Consider the following 22660-nt stretch of genomic DNA (forward strand, 5'->3'; position numbering starts at 1 on the left):
GGATCTGGCGGGGAGGCCGCGGGCCGCTTCTGAGATGCTGGAAATCGCGGGCCCGTCCCCGGGGCGGGCGCGACGGCCCGGCACGGATCGGAGGCTCTCCATGGATCTGGCGGGGAGGCTGAGGCGGTGGTGGGGGGTGCGCGCCGACGCGTGGCGCACCCGGCTGTGGCCGATCCCCGTCGCGGGAGTGGCCCTGGCGGCCGTGCTCGGGGTGGTGCTGCCCCGCCTCGACGCCCGCCTCGACGACGAACTGCCTCCCTGGATGACGGCCTACCTGTTCACCGGCGGGCCGGAGGCGGCACGCACGGTGCTGTCGGCGATCGCGGGTTCACTGATCACCGTGACGTCGCTGACGTTCTCCCTGACCGTGGTCACGCTGCAACTGGCCAGCAGTCAGTACTCCCCGCGCCTGCTGCGGACCTTCGTCCAGGACCGGTTCGTCCACGTCGCGCTGGCGCTGCTGCTGGCCACGTTCGTCTACTCGCTGACCGTGCTGCGCACGGTTCGCGCGTCCGCGGAGGACCGGTCGGCGTTCGTGCCCCAGCTGTCGGTGACCGTGGCGTACCTGCTCGCGCTGGCCGGCGTGATCGCGCTGGTGGCCTTCCTGGCTCACCTGGCCCGGCAGATCCGGGTGGAGTCGCTGCTGCGCGTGGTGCACGCGGAGGCCGACGCGACGATCGCACGCAACCTGCCGGAGGAGGACGGGGGAGAGGACGAGGGGACGACGGTCCCGTCCGGCGTCCCGCCGATGCGCACGGACCAGACGGTGCCGTTGTGCGCCCGGTCGTCGGGTTTCCTGACCTCCGTCGACGAGGAGGAGCTCCTGGCCGCCGCGGTCGACGCCGGCGCCGTGGTGCTTCTCCGGCACTTTCCCGGCGACTCCGTGGTCGCCGGCATCCCGATCGCGGCGGCACGTCCCCTCGACGAGGGCGCGGCGCTGGATCCGGAGACCGTCGGGGCGCTGTCCGGACGCGTCGCGGAGGCGGTCGGAACCGGCTACGAGCGCACCGCGGCCCAGGACGTCGCGTTCGGGCTGCGGCAGATCGTCGACGTCGCGCTCAAGGCGCTGTCACCGGGGATCAACGACCCGACCACCGCGGTCCACGCCCTCGGCCACGTCGCCGCGCTGGTGTGCGACCTGGCCCGCCGTGACCTGGGCCCCCGCCTGCTGCGGGACGACTCCGGCCGGGTGCGTGTCGTGCTCCGGCGCCCGGGGTTCCCCATGCTCCTCGACCTGGCGATCACCCAGCCCCGCCGCTACGGCACCGGCGACCCCGAGGTGCTGGCGCGGCTGTTCACGATGCTGCGCGAGGTCGCCTGGTCCACCCACCGGCCCGAGCACCACCGGGCCGTCGCCGACCAGCTCGTCCGGCTGTGCACCACCGCCGACACCCAGGGGTACGACCGCGAGGAGGCGGCGCGGATGGGCGCCCTGGCCCGGTCGGTACGGGAGGCGCTGGCCGGCCGCTGGCCGCCGGATGCGGGCTTCTGACCGGCCGGCCCGGATCGTGACCAGGCGGCCCGGACCGTGACGGGCCGGGTATCACGGCGCGGTGCCGTGCCCGGCCGGGCTCCGCGGCGCCGGACCGTGACGGCCGCTCCGGAACCCGGCCGCGCCCCGGGCCGCGGTCCCTACCGCTCCCTGGCCCGCTTCTGATGGCGGTCGGCCCTGGCGTGGGTCCAGCCCATCGTGTCGTCCATGATCCTGATGGCCCTGCCGACCGGGATCATGAGGATCACCGCGGCGAGGCAGCCCCAGAACAGCGGCATGTTCCCGATGACCAGGGCGAGGCCGCCGGCCGCGAAGAAGACCAGGAAGGCGCCGACGAACACCCAGGAGATCGGGCGGCCGTGCGGGCGTCCCCGGCCGGAGACGGGCCTCGGTTCGCTGCGCGGCACCGGCCTGAGGGCCGGCGGCGTTTCCCCGGAGGCGTCCGGCGTGTCCCGGGGACCGTCCGGCGTGCCGTCGAGGGCGCGTGACGTGTCCCCGGAACCGTGCGGCGCGTCCCCGGGGTCGTACGGAGTCTCGTCGCGGTCGCGCCGCGGGTCGTCGTTCATGGGATGCTCCTGGACTGCGTAGACGGTGGTCGCCGGCCGCGGCCCCCTCCGGGAGGGCCGCGGCTCCGCGCGGTTCCGGCTCACCCGGCCCCGGCGCGCCGGGCGAGCCAGGTCAGGCCGGCCAGGCCCGCCGCGGCTCCGGCGGCGGTCACCAGGCGGCGGTGCTCGGAGACCCAGACCTGGGGGCTGCGGGAGTGCGAGCGGGAGTCGAAGCGCCCGTGCGCGCCGTAGTCCTTTCCGCTCTCGTCGTCCGCGGGCTCCCACAGGTTGGCCGGGCGTCCGGCCCTCCGGTGCTCCGGCGTCTGCTGGGAGGAGAAGCCCGTCCTGGCGAGGTACCTGTCGAGCAGGGCGGGCGCCACCCGGTCGGCCAGCAACGTGGCGGCCGTCATGGCCCCCACCCAGAACTCCTTGCGCTCGGGGTGGTCGGCGGCGAACACGATGGCCCGCGCCGCGACCTCCGGCTGGTAGATGGGCGGCACCGGCTGCGGGCGGTTCGGCAGGCGGGACAGCACCCAGTCGAACTGCGGGGTGTTGAGCGCCGGCAGCTGCACCATCGTGACCCGCACGCCGCTCCTGTCATGCATCAGCTCGCAGCGCAGGGACTCGGTGAACCCCTTGATGGCGTGCTTGGCGGCGCAGTACCCCGACTGCAGCGGGATCGCCCGGTAGGCCAGCGCGGAGCCCACCTGGACGATGGCGCCCTCGCCGCGGGGCAGCATGCGGTCCAGCGCGGCCTTCGTGCCGTACACGTAGCCGAGGTAGGTGACCTCGGTCACCCGCCGGTACTCCTCGGGCTCGATCTCGGTGACCGGGGCGAAGACCGTGCTGAACGCCACGTTCACCCACACGTCGATCGGGCCGAGCTCCTCCTCCACGCGCCGGGCCGCCTCCTCCACCTGACGGTGGTCGGCGACGTCCACGGATATCGGCAGCGCCTGCCCGCCGGCCGCCCGAACCTCCTCGGCGGCGGCCTCCAACCCCTTCTCGCCGCGGGCGAGCAGCGCCACCGAGTCTCCCCGGGCGCCGAAGGCGCGGGCCGCAGCCCGGCCGACACCGGCGCTCGCGCCGGTGACGACCACGGTCCTGGGACTCTCCTTGGTCATGTCTCATCACCTCGCCGGTTCTCGATACCCGGAGAGGACGGGCTCATACGGGATCGAGGCGTCCACGAGGTCCAAGGCCGGTCCACGAGGTCCGGGAGGTCCGGGAGCGTACGGGATCGAGGGGCCGAAGCCGGAGGCGGCCGCGGGGATCCCGGCACGCCGTACCGCTCCCACCGGAGCACGCCACGCCGGGACATTCGCATAAACAGAACCGGGTTTTGTCCAACCATTGCATCCTGCGTGAGTCGTCGCCCACGGAGTGGATACGGATTAAGTGGTGGAATACCAGCCTGAAGAAGGGTGGCGGGAACCATGACACATTCGCCACTGGGAATGGAGCAGCATCCCGACATAGCCGAGATGCGTGCTCGTTACGACCGCGCGACCCAGACACCGCTCGCACAAGTCGTCGGTGGGCTGACCTTCCTGGCCGGTCTCTACCTGGCCATCTCACCGTGGATCGTCGGCTTCAACGGCCGTAGCACGATCACCATCAACAACCTCGTCACGGGTCTCGCCGTGGCGGCGCTGGCGGTCGGGTTCACCTCCGCCTACGGCCGCACGCGCGGGGTCGCCTGGGTGACGCCCATCATCGGCCTGTGGACGATCATCGCCCCGTGGGTGGTGTCCCCGCACACGGCTCCCGCGTCCGTCATCGTCAGCAACGTCATCATCGGGGTCATCCTGCTGCTCTGCGGGTTGGCGGAGATCGGGATCGGCATGCGGACGTCACGCCACAAGACGTGACGCCGGATCACCGGGCCGCCCGGGAGGACGGCCCGGTCTCCGGCGAGGGAGTGGTCAGGACAGGAAGCCGGTGAGGGCGTCGAGCCAGCGATCGGGCTGGTCGACGTGGGCCATGTGCCCTGCCTCCTCGATCACCACGGCGCGGGCGGCCGGCATCACCGCCGCCGCCTCCTCCGCCAGGACCGCGGGGAACGTCATGTCCTGCCTGCCGTGCAGCAGGAGCACCGGGACGCCGAGGTCGCGCAGCCGCCGTACGGCGTCGTCGGGACGGGCGGACGGCAGGACGCCGGCCCGCCAGGGGCGCATCCACTCCGCCGAGAAACGCACCTCCGCCAGGCGGCCGAGGTAGCCCGGCAGTGCCTCCGGGCGCCAGACGTCCGTCGCCGCGGAGGCGACCGCCGCCGCGCGGGTGAGTTCCGGTCCGGACAGTTCGGGGTCGGACCACACGTCGGCCTCCGCGGCGAGCCGTTCCTCCCGTTCGCGCCACCCCGCGAAGGCGTCCGGAGGGACCGGCGGGACGCTACTGGAGGCGATCACCAGCCTCCGCACCCGCCCGGGTGCGGCGAGCGCCAGCCGCTGCGCGAGCAGCCCGCCGTAGGAGAACCCCAGCACGTCGGCGCGGGGGCAGCCGAGCGCGTCCAGCAGGGCGACCAGGTCGCCGGCGACGGCGTCGGGGGTGTAGTGCCCGTCGTCCATGCCCCGCGTGGAGCGCCCGCAGCCCCGCAGGTCGGGCAGGACGACCCGGTGCCGCCCGGCGAGTGCGCCCAGGGGCTCGCGCAGGTACGTGTGGTCCCAGTCCGGCCCTCCGTGGACCACCAGCAGGGTGCGATCGGCGGGACCCGGGGTCCGCGCGGTGAACAGCTCGACCACGGGGTCCGCGGACACGGCCACGAGGCTCTCGGTGAACATCCCGGCAGTATCCCGGCCACCGTGACCGATCACCAAGACGGCGCGGAGGGACGGGGAACGGACACGGTTCCCGCCGGTCGGGAGTGACGACGCCCTTGGCGGGGGTGCGTGAGGAAGACCTGCGGAAACCGAGAGAAGTATAGTTATCAGAACTGCGCTTCTCTTGGTGAGGGTGGATGCGTAAGCCTGCCGACATGTTCGACCGCGACCGCGAATGGGCGGCGCTGACGAGGTTCGCGACCGACGACCAGCCGGGCGCCACGCTCGGCGTCGTCTCGGGCCGGCGCCGCCAGGGCAAGAGCTTCCTGCTGGAGGCCCTCTGCCAGGAGGCCGGGGGGTTCTACTTCTCCGCGCAGGAGGCGACCGACGCCGAGTCGCTGGCCCTCATCGGGAACGCGCTGACCCGCCACCTCGACCCGACGGCCCCCTTCACCCCCTCCGACTGGCCCACGGTGATCGACGTCCTGCTCCGGATCGGCCGTGACAGGCCGGTGCCGGTGGTGATCGACGAGTTCCCCTACCTCGCCCGCGCCAACCCCGCCCTGCCGTCGATCATCCAGGCCGCCTACGCCCCGCGCAGGCCGGAGCGCACGACCTCACGGACCCGGCTCCTCCTGTGCGGTTCGGCCATGTCGTTCATGGGCGGCCTGCTCTCCGGAAACGCGCCGCTCCGCGGGCGGGCATCGCTGGACCTGCGGGTGAACACCCTCGACTACCGGCTCGCCGCCGGGTTCTGGGAGCTGACCGACCCCCGGCTGGCGCTGCTGGTCCACGCCGTCGTCGGAGGCACACCGGCGTACCGCACCGAGATGATCCGCTATGACGCGCCCCGGGACCTGGACGACTTCGACGACTGGGTCGTCAGGGCCATCCTGTCCCCGGGCAGCCCGATGTCCCTGGAGGCGAGGTATCTCCTCGCGGAGGAGCCCGACCTGCGCGACGGCGCCCTCTACCACTCGGTGCTCGCCGCCATCGCCGAGGGCAACAGCGGGCGCGGCGGGATCGCCGGTCACGTCGGCCGCAAGAGCAACGAGCTCTCCCACCCGCTGACGGTCCTGGAGGACGCGGGGCTCATCGCCCGCGAGACCGACGCCTTCCGGAGCAACCGTACGGACTTCCGCATCAAGGAGCCGCTGCTCACCTTCTACCACGCGATGATGCGTCCCTTCTGGCCGCAGCTCATGCGGGCGACCGCCACTGACCGGATCTGGAGGAACGCCGGGCAGAGGTTCATCGGCAACGTGGTGGGACCTCACTTCGAGCGGGTCTGCCGGGACTGGACGCTGCACTTCGCCGAGGACCGTTTCGGCGGCTGGCCGTCCGAGGTGACCGCCGGGACCGTGAACGACCCGGCGGGCCGTACCACCCACGAGGTGGACGTCGCGGCCGTCGGCCACGCGGACGGCGGCAGGCCCCCGCTGCTCGCGATCGGCGAGGTCAAGTGGGGGCAGATCATGGGTGAGGGGCATCTCCAGCGGCTCCGGCGCATCCGCGACCTCGTCGGCCGGAACGACCGGTACGACACCTCCCGCACCCGCCTGCTGTGTTACTCGGGCGCCGGCTTCACCGACGACCTCGTCCGGGCCGCCGGGCGGGGCGAGGTGGATCTGGTGGGTCTCGACGACCTGTACGGCTGAGCGGCCCGTCGCGTTGGCCGGGGCCGGAGGCGATCGGCCAGACTTGGAGTCCGGAGCGGGGCGGGCCAGGGCGGTCCGTCCGCGCCCGTCGCTGGAGGAAAACAATGATCTTCATTACCGCGAAGTTCCGTGTGCTGCCCGAGCACGCCGACCGGTGGCCCGAGATCACCGCGGAGTTCACCCGGGCCACCCGGTCCGAGCCGGGCTGCCTGTGGTTCGACTGGTCCCGCAGCGTCGAGGACCCGGCCGAGTACGTCCTGGTCGAGGCGTTCCGCGACGGCGACGCCGGGGCGGCCCACGTGGGGTCGGAGCACTTCAAAAAGGCCCAGGAGACGCTGCCGCCGCACCTCGCCGAGACGCCCCGGATCGTCAACGCCACGGTCCCGCAGGACGACTGGTCCCTCCTGGGGGAGATGGCCGTTCCCGAGCGCGGCTGAGCCGTGCCCGCCGCCCGGTCCGGCCCGCTCCGGGGTGGGCCGGGACGGCAGGGGTGGCGACCCGTGCGGGCTTCCGGGAAACTCGCCCTGATCCCGGAGAACCCGTATCGGAAGGGCAGCGCATGAGCAACCCGGTCGTGTCGCGAGAAGAGTGGCTGGTCGCCCGCAGACGGCTGCTGGAGCAGGAGAAGGAGGCATTCCGGGTGCTGGACGCGGTCCGCGCCCGGCGACGGGAGCTGCCCGCGGTCACGGTGGACAAGGACTACCGCTTCCGGGGGCCCTCCGGCGAGGTGGGACTGCCCGACCTGTTCGAGGGCCGCCGCCAGCTCATCGTCTACCACTTCATGTTCGACCCCGCCTGGGACGAGGGCTGCACGAGCTGCTCGTTCCTGACCGACAACATCGGCCACCTGGCGCACCTGCACGGGGCGGGCACCACGCTGGCCCTGGTCTCCCGCGCGCCGTACGAGAAGATCGAGCCGTTCCGCGAGCGGATGGGCTGGGACGTTCCGTGGTACTCCTCCCACGGTGGCGACTTCAACTACGACTTCCACGTGACCAACGACGAGGCCGTCGCCCCGGTCGAGTACAACTACTACGACCGCGAGGCCCTGGAGCGGCGCGGCCTGACCCCCTTCCTGAAGGGCGAGGCCCACGGTGTGAGCGTCTTCGTCCGCGCCGACGGGGGAGAAGGCGGGGACGGCGCGGTCCTGCACACCTACTCCTCCTACGGCCGCGGCCTCGACCTGCTGCTCGGCACCTACAACTACCTGGACCTGACGCCGCTCGGCCGGCAGAGGTACGTCAACGAGTTCAGCCACCACGACCGGTACGGCGCCGCCGAGGCGGCGGGCTGCCACCACTGACGGCTCCCGGGCCGGCCGTACGGCGCGCGATCAGGCCGGCCGTACGGCGCGCGGCCCGGCCGGCCGTACGGCATGCGATCCGGCCGGCCGTACGGCGCATGGCGCGGCTCGCCGTACGGTCCGCGGCGGATTTTTTCGGCGCCGCGGATCCGCGGGTTGAGCTGGCGGGGAGCTGCGGCACGCGGAGACCGTCCGGCTGCACGGCCGCATGGGCCGGAAAGAAGCGGGAAGTGGGCGGAATGCCCGTTAGGAGATCATTGCGGCTGGTTGCCGCGATCGTCATCTCGGGGTGGGCGAGGGCCTCCTCGCCGGCCCCTCGGGCGTTCGATCGGACACCGTAGACGGGAGGACATGGTGACATCGACCAACCGTGACACGTTGAACGAGGGAGGCCCGGCCCGAACGGGCGGACCGCGCCGGGGCGTCTCGCGCCCACTGGCCGTCGCCGCGACCGCGGTGATGCTCGCGTCGGGCGGCATCGGGGTGACGGCGGCGTCGGCGGCGACGCCCGTGCCGCCGCCGACACCCACTCCGACGGGCACGGCCGACGGGACGCCCGCGACGACCCCGCCCCCTGCCGAGACCCCGCCCCCCGCCGAGACGCCGACGCCCACGCCGTCCCCCACCGTGACGGAGCTGCCGGCCGTGCACCCGCTGCAGTTCGGCGGCGCGGCGCACGGCGAGTTCGTGCTGGGGACGAAGGACCCCTGCGCGTTCGTCACGGTGTTCGCCCAGACGGGCGAGGTGACCGCCGTGGACGACGGTTCGATCACCGTGCGCAGCCGCGACGGCTTCGAGCAGGTGTACACGCTCGCCGACGACACCCGCCTCGTGGCGGGCAGGCGGGGGAACGGAGAGGTCCGGCAGGGCGACTGGGTGGCCCTGACGGCGCTGCGGCAGGCGCAGGAGGCCACGGCCGCCTACGTCTACGACCTGTCGCAGCCGGGCAGGCGCGGCGTCTGGTGGTCCCCGCGGCAGGGCTGGCCGAACACGGGCAAGTGGCGGGCCCCCAAGCCCTGCCCCACACCGCCGCAGACCCCGTCCCCGACTCCCACGGACGGCGCCACGCCCACGCCCACCGCGCCGACCACCCCGAGCCCGACGTCTCCGGACACGCCGGCCCCGCCGCCCGGCGAGACTCCGGCCCCCACCCCGACCTCCGGCTCCTGAGCTCCGGCGCCCGTCCCCTGACGGACGTCGCGTGACGGCCCCGGTCGCGGCATCCCCGCGCCCGGGGCTGTTCTCCGCACCGGGGCCGGGGACCGGCCGGCGTTCAGCGCGGCCCGTCCTGGAGCATCTGGCGGACCTGCTCGTGGGAGCACCCGGCGTGCGCGGCGATGCGGCGCAGCGACCAGCCCTCGCCCCGCGCCTGGCGCATCGCCTGGCGCATCGCCTCGTCGGCCACCTCGTCGAGGGCGGCGCGCAGGGCGGCCAGGGAGCGCAGCCGGGCCGCCGGGGCCTGGACGGCGAGGCCGGCGCACGCGGCGCCGACCTGTTCGGTGAGGGCGCGCAGCAGGGGATCGGCGGACGGCTGCCGGTCACCCGGCCGCCGCGAGCGGAAACGGTGGGGGAACATCGACTTCTCCGGTTTCAAGCGGGGATCATGGCTTCACCTGGAGCGGCGGCCCCGAAGAGCCGCACGGGAAGAGCAAGCGACAAACCAGACGAGAACGCACCGTTGTGCGTCCGCACCCGACGTCAACTATCTTGACATCCGAAGCGACGGAGAACATCGGCACCAGGCCGGTGGATCATCATAGGAGTGGGCCATGGCGCGGACCGAGCTGGGCGTCGCGCTCACGGCCGCCCGCGACGCGGCCCGGGACGTCCTGGCGGAACGGGCCTCCGCGGTGGACGCCGAGGGGCGCTGGCCCGAAGAGGGCATGGCCGCGCTGCGATCCCGGCTCGGCGGGCTGGTGGTGCCCGAGCGGTTCGGCGGGATGGGTCACGGCCTGCTCGCCGTCGCCCAGGTCGGCGAGATCACCGGCCAGGCCTGCGCCTCGACGTCGATCTGCTTCGGCATGCACCTGGTGGGCTCGGCCGTGATCGCCGCCAAGGCCGACCGTCCCGGGCAGCACGACCGCCTGTCCGCGATCGCCGCCGGGCGGCACCTGACCACGCTGGCGCTGTCGGAGCCCGGAACGGGCGCGGAGTTCTGGCTCCCGCAGACCCGCATGGAGCGGACGGACGGCGACCGGCTGCGGCTGAGCGGCGCCAAGAGTTTCGTCACCAACGGCGGCCACGCCGACTCCTACGTGGTGTCGGCGACGGCTGCCGGACCGGGGGCCGTCCCCGGCCAGTTCTCCTGCGTGGTCGTCGACGCCGACGCACCCGGGCTGGACTGGGGGCCTTCCTGGCACGGGCTCGGCATGCGCGGCAACGCCTCACGCGGCGCGCTGCTGGAGGACGTCGAGATCCCCCGGGCCGGCCTGCTGGGAGAGGAGGGCGACGAGATCTGGTACGTCTTCAACGTCGTCGCCCCCTACTTCCTGATGGCCATGGCCGGCACCTACCTGGGCGTGGCCGAGGCCGCACTGCAGGAGGCCCGTACCCACCTGCTGCGCCGCCGGCACGCCCACAGCGGCCGGAGCCTGGCCGCCCAGCCGCTGGTCCAGCACAGGCTGGGGGAGATGTGGGCCGTCGTCGAGCGGACCCGGCGGCTGATCTACCACGCCGCGGCCGAGGGCGAGACCGGTGGTCCCCAGGCCCTGCCGGCCCTGTGCTCGGCCAAGGCGGAGGTCGCCCAGGCGGCCGAGGCCGTCGTCAACGACGCCCTGACGCTCGTCGGCGGGGTGGGATACTCCGACGGCTCCGCCCTGCACCGGCACATGCGCGACGCCCGCGCCGCGCACGTGATGTCGCCCATCACCGACGTGCTACGGGTCTGGGTCGGCCGGGCGCTGCTGGACGAGCCGTTGCTGGAGGGGTGACGGTGCCACCCGCGACACCCCCCGGACCGCCGCCCTCCGGACCGATGCCTTCTGGTCCGCCGTCCCCTGAACCGCCGTTTCCCGGCCCGTCTGAGCCGTCCGGCCCGTCTGAGCCGTCCGGCCCGTCCGGGCGCCGGCGCGTCCTGCTGGTGCGGGCCGGCGCCGAGGCCGGGGCGCGTCTGTCCGGCCTGGCGGAGACCGGCGTCGAAGTGGTGGACGTCTCCGCGGAGCAGGCCCTCGACCTGCTGCGCGCCGAGGGTCCGCCGGGCGGGCGCCGCCCGACCCTGGTGGTGCTCGGCGCCGAACTTCCCGCCCCGGTCGGCCTGGTGCACGCCCTGCGTCCCGACCCCCGCGACCTGGCCGTCGTCGTGCTGACGACGCCTCACAACCGGGAGCGGGCCGCGGCGCTGCCGCTGCTGCTCCCGGCCCGGCTCGCCGGCACGCTGCCGCACGACAGGCTCGACGACCTGCCGGACCTCGCCCGCCGGCTGATGGAGCAGATCGACCGCGAGCGTGCCTACGCCGCCACCCAGGCCGCCGTGCAGCACGCCCTGACCTCCGGCGGTCCCGCTCTCCGGCAGCCCGGCCGGCACCTGCTCGGCGCGATACTCGGCCAGGCGCTGACCGGCGCCCTTCTGCTCGACCCCGGCCTGCGCCTGGTGGCGTGGAACCACCGGGCCGCCGGCCTGCTCGGGCTGGAGGAGCCCGGCTCCATCGGCCGCCCCCTGGACGGCTGGTTCCCCGCCGACGCCCGGGAGCGCCTGCGGTCCTACCTCGGGGGCCCGCCCGCCGACGCGACCGGGCCTGATCCCGCCGGAGACCCCGCGGCCGGAATCCCGGTGACCGGAATCCCGGTGACCGGGACCTCAGTGACCGGGACCGATCCCGCCGGAACCGGTCCGGTCTTCACCCGCGTCACCGGCGACAACGCCGAGCAGGTGCTGCGGCTCAGCCCCCAGCCGGTGACCGACCCCGGCGGGGCCGAGCAGATCCTCGTCCTGGCCGAGGACGTCACCGAGGCCGTCCAGTCGCGGCGGGCCCTGGCGGAACGCACCGGCCAGGCCCTGATCAGCGGGGAGGTCGCCGCCGCCGTGACCGCCGCCGAACCGCTGGAACGGCGGCTGCGGCGGTGCGTCCAGGCGCTCGTCGGCCACCTGGACGGCGCCGTGGCCGCCGTGTGGATCCTCGACCCTCCGACCGGCACGCTGCGCCTGACGGCCGACGCCGTCCGGGACGCCGCCCTGGACGACGGGTGCGCCCGCGTCCGGCTGGGGGAGTCGACGATCGGCCGGATCGCCGCCGGGCGCCTGCCGTACGTGACCTCCGAGGCGATCGGCGACCCGCACATCGAGGAGCAGGATTGGGTGCGGCGGGAGTCGCTGACCTCGTTCGCCGGATACCCGCTGGTCATCCAGGGGCAGGTGATGGGCGTCCTCGCGGTCCTGGCCCGCCGCCGCCTGCCCGACACCGGCGTGCGGGCCCTCGCCGGGATCGCCGACCAGATCGCCGTGGCCGTGCACCGCGACCGGCTGCTGGAACGGCTGAGCGCCACCGCCGACGCCCTGCAGCGCCCCCTGCTGCCGCCGCGGCTGCCCGAGCCGCCCGGTGTCGAGCTGGCCGCCCGCTACCGCCCGTACGGCGACGGCCTGCAGATCGGCGGCGACTTCTACGACGCCTTCCCGCTGCCCGGGGAGCGCTGGGCCGTGGCGCTGGGAGACGTGTGCGGCAAGGGACCGGCCGCGGCCGCCGTCACCGGTCTGGTCCGCCACACCCTGTGGGCCGCCGCCCAGCAGGACCCCGACCCCGGCCACGTGCTCCCGCTGGTCCACCGTGCCCTGCGGCGCGAGAACAGCCCGTTCTGCACGCTCGTCTACGCCGTCATGGACTGCTCCGCCGAGCCCGTCCGGGTACGGCTGGCCTGCGCGGGTCACCCCTCGCCGATCCTGCGGCGCGCCGGCGGGGCCGTCACCATGGCCCTGGAGGATCTGGACGGCTACGGCCCGGCGCTGGGCCTGTTCGACGGGGCGCGCTACCCCGAGCACTCACTGGACCTGCGCCCCGGCGACGGACTCGTGCTCTACACCGACGGCTTCGTCGAGGGCGGCGCCTCCCACCGCCAGCGCCGGCCCGACGACCTCGCCGCCACGCTGGCCGCGTGCCTTCCCCTCGAGCCCGGTGACCGGCCGGCCGACCGGATCGTCGAGGCGTTGATGGCCGACGCCCTGAGCCGGTGGGGCGGAGGGCTGCGCGACGACCTGGCGGTCCTGGCGCTGGCCGCCGTGCCCCGGGCCGGGGGAGGTCAGGCCGACAGGGCTCGCACCGCGTCCTCGGCGGTGTCGTAGAAGGACAGCAGCCGGTCCAGCCCCATGATGCGGAAGACCCGGGCGATGTCGGGGTCGGTGCCGGCCAGCGCCAGGGAGGCCCCGGCGGCCTGGGCACTCTGGTGGGCCGCGATCAGCACGGCGATGCCGGTGGAGTCGCAGAACGTCAGGGCCGACAGGTCGACCACCACGCCGGACCCGGTCTCCAGGGGGATCTTCTCCAGGGCGTCCCGCAGATCGGGACTGGTGTGGTGGTCCAGATCACCCGTCACGACCAGCAGGCGGGGGCCGGCGGGGTGAGATCGGAGGGTGACGGTCAGACCGTTGTGCACCATGACTCCTGGAGAGGGGACTGCGGTCGGGCGGCGGGCGCGGGCAGGGCGGGGACAACGTTAATGCCCCCTCAGGGGTTTGCCCTATCCTACGTAATCGTTGAACAGGAGACTTACCGGCCGGGGCGTTGGGGAAGGCGGGCGATGAGCGGACGGGATCGCTCCGGACCGGCGGAACTGATGTTCCCCGGAACCAGTGAGATGGCGCGGCGGATGCGCACCCACCCGTGGTCCTCGACCCCCATGGGCGAGCCGGACGCCTGGCCGACGAGCCTGCGCACCGCCTGCCGGATCTGCCTGACCTCGCGCTTCCCCATGATCGTCTGGTGGGGCGAGGACCTGTGGTTCCTCTACAACGACGCCTACCTCCCGCTGCTGGGATCGAAGCATCCCGCCCTGGCCAAGCGGGGCGACGAGGTGTGGGAGGAGATCTGGCACACCATCGGGCCGATGCTGCGGTCGGTGATGGACTCGGGGGAGGCGACCTGGTCGGAGGACCTCCTGCTGTCGATGAACCGGCACGGCTACTGGGAGGAGACCTACTGGACCTACTCCTACAGCCCGCTGCACGACGACGACGGCGCCGTGCGCGGGGTGTTCACCGCGGTCAGCGAGACCACCGAGCGGGTCATCGGCGAACGCCGCCTGGCCGTTCTGCAGGACCTGGGCTCCCAGGCGGGCCGTGCCCGCAGCGTCACCGAGGCGTGCCGGCTCGCGGCCCGGGTGCTGGAGCGGGCCGGCCGCGACGTGCCGTTCGCCGCGATCTACCTGCGCCGGCCGGACGACGACGAGCCGGTGCTGACCGCCATGAGCCCCGAGGGCGCGGAGGTCTCCCCCCTGGCGGGCGGGCCCGGTGACTGGCCGGTGCGGGAGGCGCTGCGCACCGAGCGGCCCGTCACGGTGACGGACGTGGCGGAGCGGTTCGGCGCCCTGCCCGCCGGGGGCTGGCAGACCCCCCCGACGCAGGCCATGGTGCTGCCGCTGGCCGGCGAGACCGGCGGCCAGGCCGTCGGGGCGATCGTGCTGGCGGCCGGCGCGGGCCGGGCCCTGGACGAGGCGTACAAGTCGTTCCTCGGCCTGGTCGCGCGGCAGACCGCCGCCCTGGTCAACGCGGCGGTCGCCTACCAGCTCCAGCAGCGCCGGGCCGAGGAGCTGGCCGAGCTCGACCGGGCCAAGACGGCCTTCTTCTCCAACGTCAGCCACGAGTTCCGCACCCCGCTCACCCTGATCATGGGGCCGGTCCAGGAGCTGCGGAGCGCGCTGGCCGGCGCGGACGAGCGGGTGCGGGAGGACCTCGAGGTCGTCCACCGCAACGGACTGCGCCTGGGCAAGCTGGTCAACACCCTGCTCGACTTCTCCCGCATCGAGGCGGGGCGGGCGCAGGCCCGTTACGAGCCGGTCGACCTCGCCGCCGTCACCGCCGAGCTGGCCAGCGTCTTCCGTTCCGCGATCGACAAGGCCGGGCTGGCCTTCGACGTGGACTGCCCGCCGCTGGCCGAGCCGGTCCACATCGACCGGGGCATGTGGGAGAAGGTGGTGCTGAACCTCCTCAGCAACGCGCTGAAGTTCACCTTCGACGGCTCGATCCGGGTCGCGCTGCGCGGCGACGGCGAGCACGCCGTCCTCACGGTCGCCGACACCGGCGTCGGGATCTCCCGGGAGGAGCTGCCGCGGCTGTTCGAGCGCTTCCACCGCGTCGAGAGCGCCCGGTCGCGCTCGAACGAGGGCAGCGGCATCGGCCTGGCGCTGGTACGGGAGCTGGTCGGGCTGCACGGCGGCACCATCACCGCCGAGAGCGCCGAGGGCGAGGGCACCGCGTTCACCGTCCGCCTGCCCTTCGGCGCCGCGCACCTGCCCCCCGGGAACATCGTCCCGGCCGACGACGCGGAGAGGGTCTCGGCGACCGCCGACCCGTTCGTCGAGGAGGCCCTGCGCTGGCTGCCCGGCGACGCGCCCGCCCGGGACGCCGGGGGTGCGGCGGAGACCGCCGGCCCGGCCCCGGAGGACCTTCCCGAGGGGCGGCGGGACGGCGAGGCCGGGCGGGCCCGGGTGCTGATCGCCGACGACAACGCCGACATGCGCGAATACCTCACCCGGCTGCTGTATCCGGCCTACGACGTCACGGTGGTCACCGACGGCCGGGCCGCCCTGGACGCCGTCCGCGCCGGCCCGCCGGACCTGGTGGTCAGCGACGTGATGATGCCGCTCCTGGACGGCCTGCAGCTGGTCGCCGCGTTGCGCGCGGACCCGCGCACCGCCGGCGTGCCGGTTCTGCTGCTGTCGGCGCGCGCCGGGCAGGAGGCGTCCATCGAGGGCCTGGAGGCCGGCGCCGACGACTACCTCGTCAAGCCCTTCTCCGCGGCCGAGCTGCTGGCCCGGGTGCGGGCCAACGTGGAGCTGGCGCGGTTGCGCGGCCACCACGCCCGATGGCGCAACGCGCTGGTCGACTCCCTGCAGGAGGCGTTCTTCGTCTGCGACGAGGAGGGCGCCGTCATCGAGATCAACTCGGCGTTCACCGACATCCTCGGCTACGACGCGGACGGCCTGCCGTACCGGCCGAGCCACCCGTGGTGGCCCGACGAGGCCGACGACCCCGAGGGGCACCGCCTGGTCGGCGACGTCTTCTCCCGGCTCCTGGACGTCGGGAAGGGCACGGGGGTGGTCCCCCTCGTCCACCGCGACGGGCACCGGGTGTGGGTGGCGGCCACCTTCAACGACGTCCTCGACCCCGACACCGGCCGCCGCCGGATCGTCGGCACGCTCCGCGACGTCACCGCCGAGCACTACGCCGTGCAGCGGGAGAGCGCGCTGGCCGCCCTGAGCGTCCGCCTGTCGCAGGCCGGCAACATGACCGACGCCCTGCACGGGGCCCTTGCGGAGCTGCGGGAGGTCTGGCACGCCCGCCAGGTGCTGGCCGTCCTCTGGAACGGCGACGGCGACGGCGGCGACCGGCCTGCCCTGACCTCCACCGCCGCCGGAGCGGACTGGCGGACCCTGCCGCCGGAGCTGCGCGCCTCGCTCGGCGCCCTGCGCGGGCAGCCGCCGCTGCGCCCGTCCGCGAGCGGAGCCGGTGGCGCGGGGATCACCCTGGAGCATCCCACCGGGCTGCTCGCCGTCTGGATCGACCTCGGCCAGAACCGGCCCTTCACCGCCGAGGACCAGACCCTGCTGGCGCTGCTGGCCGGCCACCTCGGCCAGGGCCTGCACCGGGCACACCAGCTCGACCGGCAGCGCGAGACCGCGGTGGCGCTGCAGCGCGCGATCCTCGGCCCGCCCCGGCTGCCCGACGGCTTCGCCGTACGCTACGAACCGGCCGGCCGGCCCCTGGAGGTCGGCGGCGACTGGTACGACATCGTGCCGCTGCCCGACGACCGCATCGGCATCGTGGTCGGCGACTGCGTGGGCCGGGGCCTCGAGGCCGCGGCGGTCATGGGGCAGCTGCGCAGCGCCTGCCGCGCCCTGCTGCTGCAGGAGGCGGGCCCCTCACAGGTGCTCACGGCCCTCGACCGGTTCGCCGCGCAGGTCCCCGGCGCCCGGTACACCACCGTCTTCTGCGGCGTCCTGGACACCGCCACCGGCGACCTCGTCTACTCCAGCGCCGGGCATCCACCCGGGATACTGGTCCTTCCCGACGGCGTCACCCGGCTGCTGCAGGACGGCCGCTCCACCCCGCTGGCCGCCCGCCCCGGCCGGGCGCGTCCCGAGGCCGCCTGCACGATGCCGGCCCGCTCCACCCTGCTCCTGTACACCGACGGACTGGTCGAGCGCCGCAGCCGCCCGCTCACGGACGGCATCGGCCAGGCCGGCGCCGCCGTCCAGGACGGCCGCTCCACCCCCATAGAGGACCTCGCCACCGAGGTCATGATCCGCATGGCGCCGGACAGCGGGTACACCGACGACGTCGCACTGCTGCTGTACCGCCAGCCCGCGCCGCTGGAGGTGGCCTTCCCCGCCGAGTCCGGCCAGCTCGCCCCGGTGCGTACGGCGCTGCGCGACTGGCTGAACCGCTGCGAGATCAGCTCGACGATGATCCAGAACGTCTTGGTGGCGGCCGGCGAGGCCTGCGCCAACGCCATCGAGCACGGTCACCGCCACGCCCCGGGCGACATGATCCGGCTGCGGGCGGTCGCCACCGGCGGAGACCTGCGTCTGACCGTGGTCGACAGCGGGCGGTGGAAGACCCCCCGGCCGGAGATCAACTCCCACCGCGGCCGGGGCGTCGCCCTCATGCGGGCCCTGATGCATCACGTCACCATCGAACCCGGCGCCGGCGGCACCACCGTCGACATGCACACGAGGATCACCCGATGACGACCCCCCTGACGCTGGCCGCCTCTCGGCGCTCCGACGGCACCCCGGTCCTCACCGTCACCGGTGAGATCGACATGAGCAACGCCGGCACCCTGGACGACGCCCTGGCCGGGGCCGCCGACGACGGCCGCCTCGTCGTCGACCTCGCCGCCGTGGACTACCTCGACAGTGCCGGGCTGACCGTCCTGTTCGAGCACGCCCCGCACATCGAACTGGTCGCCAACCCCCTGCTCGCCCCGGTCCTGTCCATCTCCGGGCTCGTCGACGTCACCACCGTGCACGGCCTCGACCCGGGCTCCGACGGCTCCCGCCCCGACGGCTCCGGTCCTGACGGTTCCGGTCCTGATGGTGCGGGCCCTGATGGCTCGGGCCCGTCCTGGCGGCTCGGGTCCTGACGGCTCAGGGCCCCGTACGGCCCGGCCCGTCCTGACGGCTCAGGGCCGCGTACGGCCCGGCCCGTCCTTGACAGCGGGGCCGGCCGTACGGGGCTTTATGGCCTTATAGAGCCTTATGGGGCCGGGGCGGGGTCCCGGCGGACGTCACCGGCGGGCCCGCCACTCGCCCAGCAGCCGGTGGGCACAGGCGGCGGGCGGGATGAGCATGCTGGTGAGCAGCGTCTGCCGTATGTCCTGCCGGGTGCGCGGCCCCGGGGCGATGTGGGCCCAGGCGGACTCCGCGGTCAGCGCCAGCCAGCCCGCTCCGGCCAGCGCCGCCGTGCCGCGCAGCGCCCCGGCGGCCCGCGGTCCGCCGCGCGCGGCGACACTGCCCGCCAGGCCGCCGGCCAGCAGGCCCAGCGCTCCCAGCCCCGTCGTCAGCGCGTGGCGGGGCAGCCGTCCCGGGCCGCCGCCGACGGCCGTCCGCCAGGACGCGCCGTGCAGGCGGCGCATCAGCGCGTCGTCGGCGTTGCCGCGCTGGCGGAGCACGCTCGCCCACGGCCCGTCGTCCCGGGACGGGTGCCGGGCGACGCGCTCACCCCTGACCAGGCGGTGGCCGGCCGCCGTCACCCGCAGCGCGAGGTCGGCGTCCTGCCGGAAGGCGCCGGAGAAACGCTCGTCGAACCCACCGACCCGTTTCAGCACGTCCCGCCGGTAGGCCATGTCGGCGGTGGCCCAGCCGGCGTCCGCCGGTTCGCCGGCGGCGCGTCCCTCGCCGGCCGGTCGCCCGGCGGCGCCGCGCCTCACGCCGTCCGGCCGTACGGCTTCGGACGGGGGCTCGGCGCGGCCGCGGCTGCCGGCCACGTCGGCGGGGAGGTCCGCCAGGTCGGCGTGGAGGGCCCGCACCCAGCCGGGGGCGGGGATCACGTCGTCGTCGAGGAACACCACCCACGGGGTGTCCGCGGCCCGCCAGCCGGCGTTGCGGGCGGCGGCCCGGCCCCGTCCGCCCGAGCGCACCACCCGGATCCGCTGTCCCGCCTCGCCGTCGCCGCCGGGCGGGCGCGCCTCCGCCGGGTACGTCTCCGCCGGGTACGCCTCGATCAGGCCCGGCAGCTCGCACATCACGGCGTCGGCCAGGTCGGTACGGGGGTCGGGGACGTGCTCGGGCCGGTCGTCCACGACGATGACGTCGGGACCCGGGTCGATCGCGGCCAGCGTCGCGGCCAGGCTGGGCCGGCCCACGGTCGGGACCACCACGGTGATCATGCGGTGGACACCTCCGCCCGGCGGGCCGCGCGCGGGTTCCCGGCCATCGCGGTCGTCACGGCTGACGCGGCCGTCACGGCGGCCGGGGTCGGTACGGCCGTCACGGCCGCCGGGGCCACGCGTCCGCCGGCGGCCGACGCGGCGGCAGGATCATGAGAAATCGCATTCATCACGAGAAATCGCATTGCGCCCCCTTGTTGAGGTACGCGCACGACTACCGAGGGAAGCGTCTTTCAAACCTCGGATTTCCCGCAGGGGAAGGTAGACGAAGCACAAGCCGCGTCCTGTCCTGGTAAGGAGCCGTTTGGAAGATCCCGGGCCCGGGAAATCGCAGACCATCCCGTATGGCCTTCCGGAGAGCCCGTGGCGCCGGGTCCGCGCCGCCCGTCCGGGGAAGACGACGTCGCCGTCCCGCCTGGAGACACCGCCGGTCCGCCCGGAGGCGCCGTTCCCCGGTGAGCAGGTCCGGCGCGGAGGGTCCGCCGCCGTCCGTCCGCCTGGAGGTGCCCTTGCCCGCCCGCCGTCCCGCCGCGGTGCTCTTCGACCGGGACGGGACCCTCGTCGAGGACGTCCCCTACAACGCCGACCCCGGCCGGGTACGGCCGGTGCCGGGCGCCCGCCGCGCGCTGGACCGGCTGCGCCGGGCCGGGATCCCGGTCGGGGTGGTGACCAACCAGTCGGGGGTCGCCAGGGGCCTCCTCACCCCGGACGCGCTGGAGGACGTCAACCGGCGCGTGGAGGAGCTGCTCGGCCCGTTCGCGGTCTGGGCGGTGTGCCCCCACGGCGAGGACGACCGGTGCGCCTGCCGTAAGCCCGCTCCGGGGCTGGTGCTGCACGCGGCGGCCGTCCTCGGCGTCGACGCCCGCGACTGCGTGGTCGTCGGCGACATCGGACGCGACGTGGGGGCCGCCCGCGCGGCCGGGGCGCGCGGCATCCTCGTCCCGACGCCGGTCACCCTGCCCGAGGAGGTGGCGGCGGCGTCCGAGGTCGCCGCGGACCTCGCCGCCGCCGTGGACCTGATCCTGCGCCCCGTTCCCGCCGAGACCGTGCGGGCCGATACCGAGGAGCCCGCGTGAAGATCCTGCTGTGGCACGTGCACGGGTCGTGGACCACCGCGTTCGTCCAGGGCGGTCACGACTACCTGGTGCCGCTCGTCCCGGACCGCGGACCCGACGGCCGCGGCCGGGCCCGCACCTTCTCCTGGCCGCAGAACGTCCGCGAGGTGCCGTGGGACCGGCTCCGCGACGAGGAGATCGACGTCGCCGTCCTGCAGCGGCCCCACGAGGCCGAACTCGCCGAACAGTGGCTCGGCCGCCGCCCGGGACGCGATCTGGCGGCCGTCTACGTCGAGCACAACACCCCCGCCGGGGACGTCCCGCGCACCCGCCACCCGCTGGCCGGCCGCTCCGACATCCCGCTGGTGCACGTGACGCACTTCAACGATCTGTTCTGGGACTCGGGCCTGGCCCCCGCCCGGGTCATCGAGCACGGCGTCGTCGATCCCGGGCACCGTTACACCGGGGAGCTGCCCCGCGCCGGCGTCGTGGTCAACGAGCCGGTCCGCCGTACCCGCGTCGCCGGCACCGACCTGCTCCCGCGCTTCGCCGCCGCCGTGCCGCTGGATCTCTTCGGGATGAAGGTCACCGGCCTGCCGTACGGGACCTTCGAGGACCTGCCGCAGCAGCGGATGCACGCCGAGCTGGCCCGGCGGCGCGTCTACCTGCACCCCTACCGGTGGACCTCGCTGGGGCTCTCGCTGATCGAGGCCATGCTGCTCGGCATGCCCGTGGTGGCGCCGGCCTGCACCGAGGCCGTCGAGGCCGTGCCCGCCGAGGCCGGGGTGATCTCCACCCGCGTCGCCACCCTGGTCGCCGCCCTGGAGGCGTTCGCCGCCGACCCGGCTCTGGCCGCGCGGACGGGCAGGGCCGCTCGCGCCGCCGCCCTGTCCCGCTACGGCCTGCCCCGCTTCCTGTCCGACTGGGACCGCCTGCTGGCGGAGACGGCCTGACCCGCGTTCACGCGCTCGGTCATCGTGTGGCGTGTTCGACGCCATCGGGTTACATTTATTGCAGATAAGCTTTCGAGTTGGAGGCGCCATGTCCCGTTCCGGAGTCCTGGCCGATGCCACGCGTATCGAGGCGGACAGTGATGACCGCGAGCTCCTGGCCCACGTGGAAGAAGCCATAGCCGCTGAGCAGGCGTCGCTGGTGCTGCGCGGCCCCGACGGCGCCGACATCGAACTGCCCCGGTCGTTGGTGAGCCTGGTCCTGGCCGCGGCCCATGATCTCGCGAGGGGCAACGCCGTTCTCGCTCTGCCGGTGGAGACCCGGCTGACCCCGAACGAGGTCGCCCGGATGCTCGGCCTGTCACGCCCCTTCGTGGTCAGGTTGCTCGACGAGGGTGAGATCCCCTTCCAGCGTCTGCCGGACAGTCGTCATCGTCTGATCCGCCTTGCGGATGTCCTGGAGTTCCAGGTTCGTCGTGAACACCGCGCCGAGGGCCGCCGGAGGATCATTGAGATCGCAAAAGGGGAAGAATTGCCCTATTGACCTTTTGGAAAGAAGCAGGATCGTCCTACTGACCCACACAGGAAGTCGGTCGTCGGTATGGCGCCGGAGTGTCGAAACTCCCGGACCTCAGAGACTTCGTGCGGGATGAGCCCTTACCCCCGAAGTCGACTCTGCTTGTACGGGGCGGGCCTGACTCGCTGGGGAAACTCAGGTCCCATGCTGAGCGTGTCCGTCGGGCTTTCGTGCTCGACGGCGCTCCTGTCTTGGGAATCTCCGTCTTCGCCGCGTTGGACGACATCGGCCCGGCGTCGCTGGACGGAATCCAGGCTGGGAAGCTATCGACCTACCGCGTCGTCCATCTCATCCCGGTGGGGGAGGTGTCAGCGGCTGGATTCCCCTTGTTGCCAACGTTTGATCGCCCCCATGTGACACTGCTGTTAGGCAGTTTGGACCGCGTGGAGTCGTTGCTGAATCTGCTTGGTCCGCCGCAAGCGAACCCTCAGTATGGTGAGATGGGACACCGGGCGAGGAGGCGAACGTGACGATCAATATTGACATCGCCGCCGATCTCAACGCTGAAGATCACACCGGGTATGTGTGGACGTTTCTCGACGAGGCGCGCGATCCATCGATCATCACGCCCGGTGCTCTGGTCATCGCCGGAGACGAAGACGCGCCTGCCGTAGCGGTCGTGGTCGACCTTCTTTCTCACCCCAACGGCACGATCGTGCACCTCGACGTCCTGCCAGGAGCGATCGAAAGCTATCTCGCGCTGGCCCGGCGTATCGACGCGTCAGCGTGAGGCTCAAGAGCGGAAAAGGGTGACGCCCGGGTCTCGTTGTTGAGCCCCGGGCGTCGC

General features: G+C 73.9%; 20 protein-coding genes. 14 read left to right on the top strand and 6 right to left on the bottom strand.

All coding sequences use genetic code 11. The annotated features are described in order from the left end of the window. Window positions 1-100: 100 nt before the first annotated feature. A complete protein-coding gene (locus ACFYSC_RS27140) occupies window positions 101-1492 on the top strand; it encodes a DUF2254 domain-containing protein (RefSeq protein ID WP_389967271.1) in 1392 nt (463 codons plus the stop codon). 140 nt (window positions 1493-1632) lie between these two features. Here ACFYSC_RS27140 and ACFYSC_RS27145 read toward each other — a convergent pair whose 3' ends face one another. Then, window positions 1633-2058, bottom strand: coding sequence for a hypothetical protein (locus tag ACFYSC_RS27145; protein WP_389967274.1), 426 nt, complete (start codon window positions 2056-2058; stop codon window positions 1633-1635). Window positions 2059-2138: 80 nt separating this feature from the next. Beyond that, complete coding sequence (locus tag ACFYSC_RS27150) at window positions 2139-3161, bottom strand: SDR family oxidoreductase (protein WP_389967277.1); 1023 nt, start codon at window positions 3159-3161, stop codon at window positions 2139-2141. A 312-nt stretch (window positions 3162-3473) separates the two neighbouring features. Here ACFYSC_RS27150 and ACFYSC_RS27155 point away from each other — a divergent pair, with 312 nt between their 5' ends. Beyond that, window positions 3474-3908: an SPW repeat protein gene (locus ACFYSC_RS27155; RefSeq protein WP_389967280.1), complete on the top strand. Its 435-nt coding sequence runs from the start codon at window positions 3474-3476 to the stop codon at window positions 3906-3908. Window positions 3909-3962: 54 nt separating this feature from the next. On the opposite strand, the gene ACFYSC_RS27160 is transcribed toward ACFYSC_RS27155, so the two are convergent. Then, window positions 3963-4817, bottom strand: a complete 855-nt coding sequence (locus ACFYSC_RS27160; protein ID WP_389967283.1) for an alpha/beta fold hydrolase — start codon at window positions 4815-4817, stop codon at window positions 3963-3965. 176 nt (window positions 4818-4993) lie between these two features. Here ACFYSC_RS27160 and ACFYSC_RS27165 point away from each other — a divergent pair, with 176 nt between their 5' ends. From ACFYSC_RS27165 to ACFYSC_RS27180, 4 genes are all read left to right on the top strand, one after another. Then, window positions 4994-6454 (top strand): ATP-binding protein, encoded by a 1461-nt coding sequence (locus ACFYSC_RS27165; protein WP_389967286.1) that lies wholly within the window; start codon window positions 4994-4996, stop codon window positions 6452-6454. A 104-nt stretch (window positions 6455-6558) separates the two neighbouring features. Next, window positions 6559-6891, top strand: a complete 333-nt coding sequence (locus ACFYSC_RS27170; protein ID WP_389967289.1) for a putative quinol monooxygenase — start codon at window positions 6559-6561, stop codon at window positions 6889-6891. Window positions 6892-7013: 122 nt separating this feature from the next. Beyond that, a complete protein-coding gene (locus ACFYSC_RS27175) occupies window positions 7014-7757 on the top strand; it encodes a DUF899 domain-containing protein (protein ID WP_389967292.1) in 744 nt (247 codons plus the stop codon). Between the two features lie 378 nt (window positions 7758-8135). Beyond that, entirely contained in the window at window positions 8136-8927 is a 792-nt protein-coding gene (locus tag ACFYSC_RS27180; RefSeq protein WP_389967295.1) for a hypothetical protein, read from the top strand. A gap of 103 nt (window positions 8928-9030) precedes the next feature. Here ACFYSC_RS27180 and ACFYSC_RS27185 read toward each other — a convergent pair whose 3' ends face one another. After that, a complete protein-coding gene (locus ACFYSC_RS27185; protein WP_389967298.1) occupies window positions 9031-9351 on the bottom strand; it encodes a hypothetical protein in 321 nt (106 codons plus the stop codon). 175 nt (window positions 9352-9526) lie between these two features. Between ACFYSC_RS27185 and ACFYSC_RS27190 the strand changes: the two genes are divergently transcribed. Together ACFYSC_RS27190 and ACFYSC_RS27195 are read left to right on the top strand one after the other, a co-directional pair. Further along, window positions 9527-10687 (top strand): acyl-CoA dehydrogenase family protein, encoded by a 1161-nt coding sequence (locus tag ACFYSC_RS27190; RefSeq protein WP_389967301.1) that lies wholly within the window; start codon window positions 9527-9529, stop codon window positions 10685-10687. 149 nt (window positions 10688-10836) lie between these two features. Further along, window positions 10837-13029 (top strand): SpoIIE family protein phosphatase, encoded by a 2193-nt coding sequence (locus ACFYSC_RS27195; RefSeq protein ID WP_389967304.1) that lies wholly within the window; start codon window positions 10837-10839, stop codon window positions 13027-13029. Here the strand turns inward: ACFYSC_RS27195 and ACFYSC_RS27200 are convergent. Next, window positions 12987-13343, bottom strand: a complete 357-nt coding sequence (locus ACFYSC_RS27200) for an STAS domain-containing protein (protein ID WP_362940007.1) — start codon at window positions 13341-13343, stop codon at window positions 12987-12989. The two genes, ACFYSC_RS27195 and ACFYSC_RS27200, sit on opposite strands and share 43 nt — an antisense overlap. Before the next feature lie 141 nt (window positions 13344-13484). Here ACFYSC_RS27200 and ACFYSC_RS27205 point away from each other — a divergent pair, with 141 nt between their 5' ends. Both ACFYSC_RS27205 and ACFYSC_RS27210 read left to right on the top strand, forming a co-directional pair. Further along, on the top strand, window positions 13485-17651 hold the full coding sequence (locus tag ACFYSC_RS27205) for a SpoIIE family protein phosphatase (RefSeq protein WP_389967309.1): 4167 nt from the start codon (window positions 13485-13487) through the stop codon (window positions 17649-17651). Beyond that, window positions 17648-18046: an STAS domain-containing protein gene (locus ACFYSC_RS27210; RefSeq protein ID WP_389967312.1), complete on the top strand. Its 399-nt coding sequence runs from the start codon at window positions 17648-17650 to the stop codon at window positions 18044-18046. The genes ACFYSC_RS27205 and ACFYSC_RS27210 overlap by 4 nt, the downstream gene beginning before the upstream one ends. Window positions 18047-18190: 144 nt before the next feature. Here ACFYSC_RS27210 and ACFYSC_RS27215 read toward each other — a convergent pair whose 3' ends face one another. Next, on the bottom strand, window positions 18191-19291 hold the full coding sequence (locus ACFYSC_RS27215; protein WP_389967315.1) for a glycosyltransferase family 2 protein: 1101 nt from the start codon (window positions 19289-19291) through the stop codon (window positions 18191-18193). Between the two features lie 509 nt (window positions 19292-19800). On the opposite strand from ACFYSC_RS27215, the gene ACFYSC_RS27220 reads away from it, so the two are divergent. The 4 genes from ACFYSC_RS27220 (at window position 19801) to ACFYSC_RS27235 (ending at window position 22603) form a co-directional block, all read left to right on the top strand. Beyond that, window positions 19801-20367: a D-glycero-alpha-D-manno-heptose-1,7-bisphosphate 7-phosphatase gene (locus ACFYSC_RS27220; RefSeq protein WP_389967318.1), complete on the top strand. Its 567-nt coding sequence runs from the start codon at window positions 19801-19803 to the stop codon at window positions 20365-20367. Next, window positions 20364-21299, top strand: coding sequence for a glycosyltransferase (locus tag ACFYSC_RS27225; protein WP_389967321.1), 936 nt, complete (start codon window positions 20364-20366; stop codon window positions 21297-21299). Before ACFYSC_RS27220 ends, ACFYSC_RS27225 begins: the two co-directional genes overlap by 4 nt. A 31-nt stretch (window positions 21300-21330) precedes the next feature. Beyond that, on the top strand, window positions 21331-21840 hold the full coding sequence (locus ACFYSC_RS27230; RefSeq protein WP_389967323.1) for a helix-turn-helix domain-containing protein: 510 nt from the start codon (window positions 21331-21333) through the stop codon (window positions 21838-21840). A 499-nt stretch (window positions 21841-22339) separates the two neighbouring features. Further along, on the top strand, window positions 22340-22603 hold the full coding sequence (locus tag ACFYSC_RS27235; RefSeq protein ID WP_389967326.1) for a hypothetical protein: 264 nt from the start codon (window positions 22340-22342) through the stop codon (window positions 22601-22603). Window positions 22604-22660 lie beyond the last annotated feature (57 nt).

Origin of the sequence: Streptosporangium sp. NPDC004379, from assembly GCF_042873875.1 — a bacterium.
In the GTDB taxonomy this organism is placed as follows: domain Bacteria; phylum Actinomycetota; class Actinomycetes; order Streptosporangiales; family Streptosporangiaceae; genus Streptosporangium.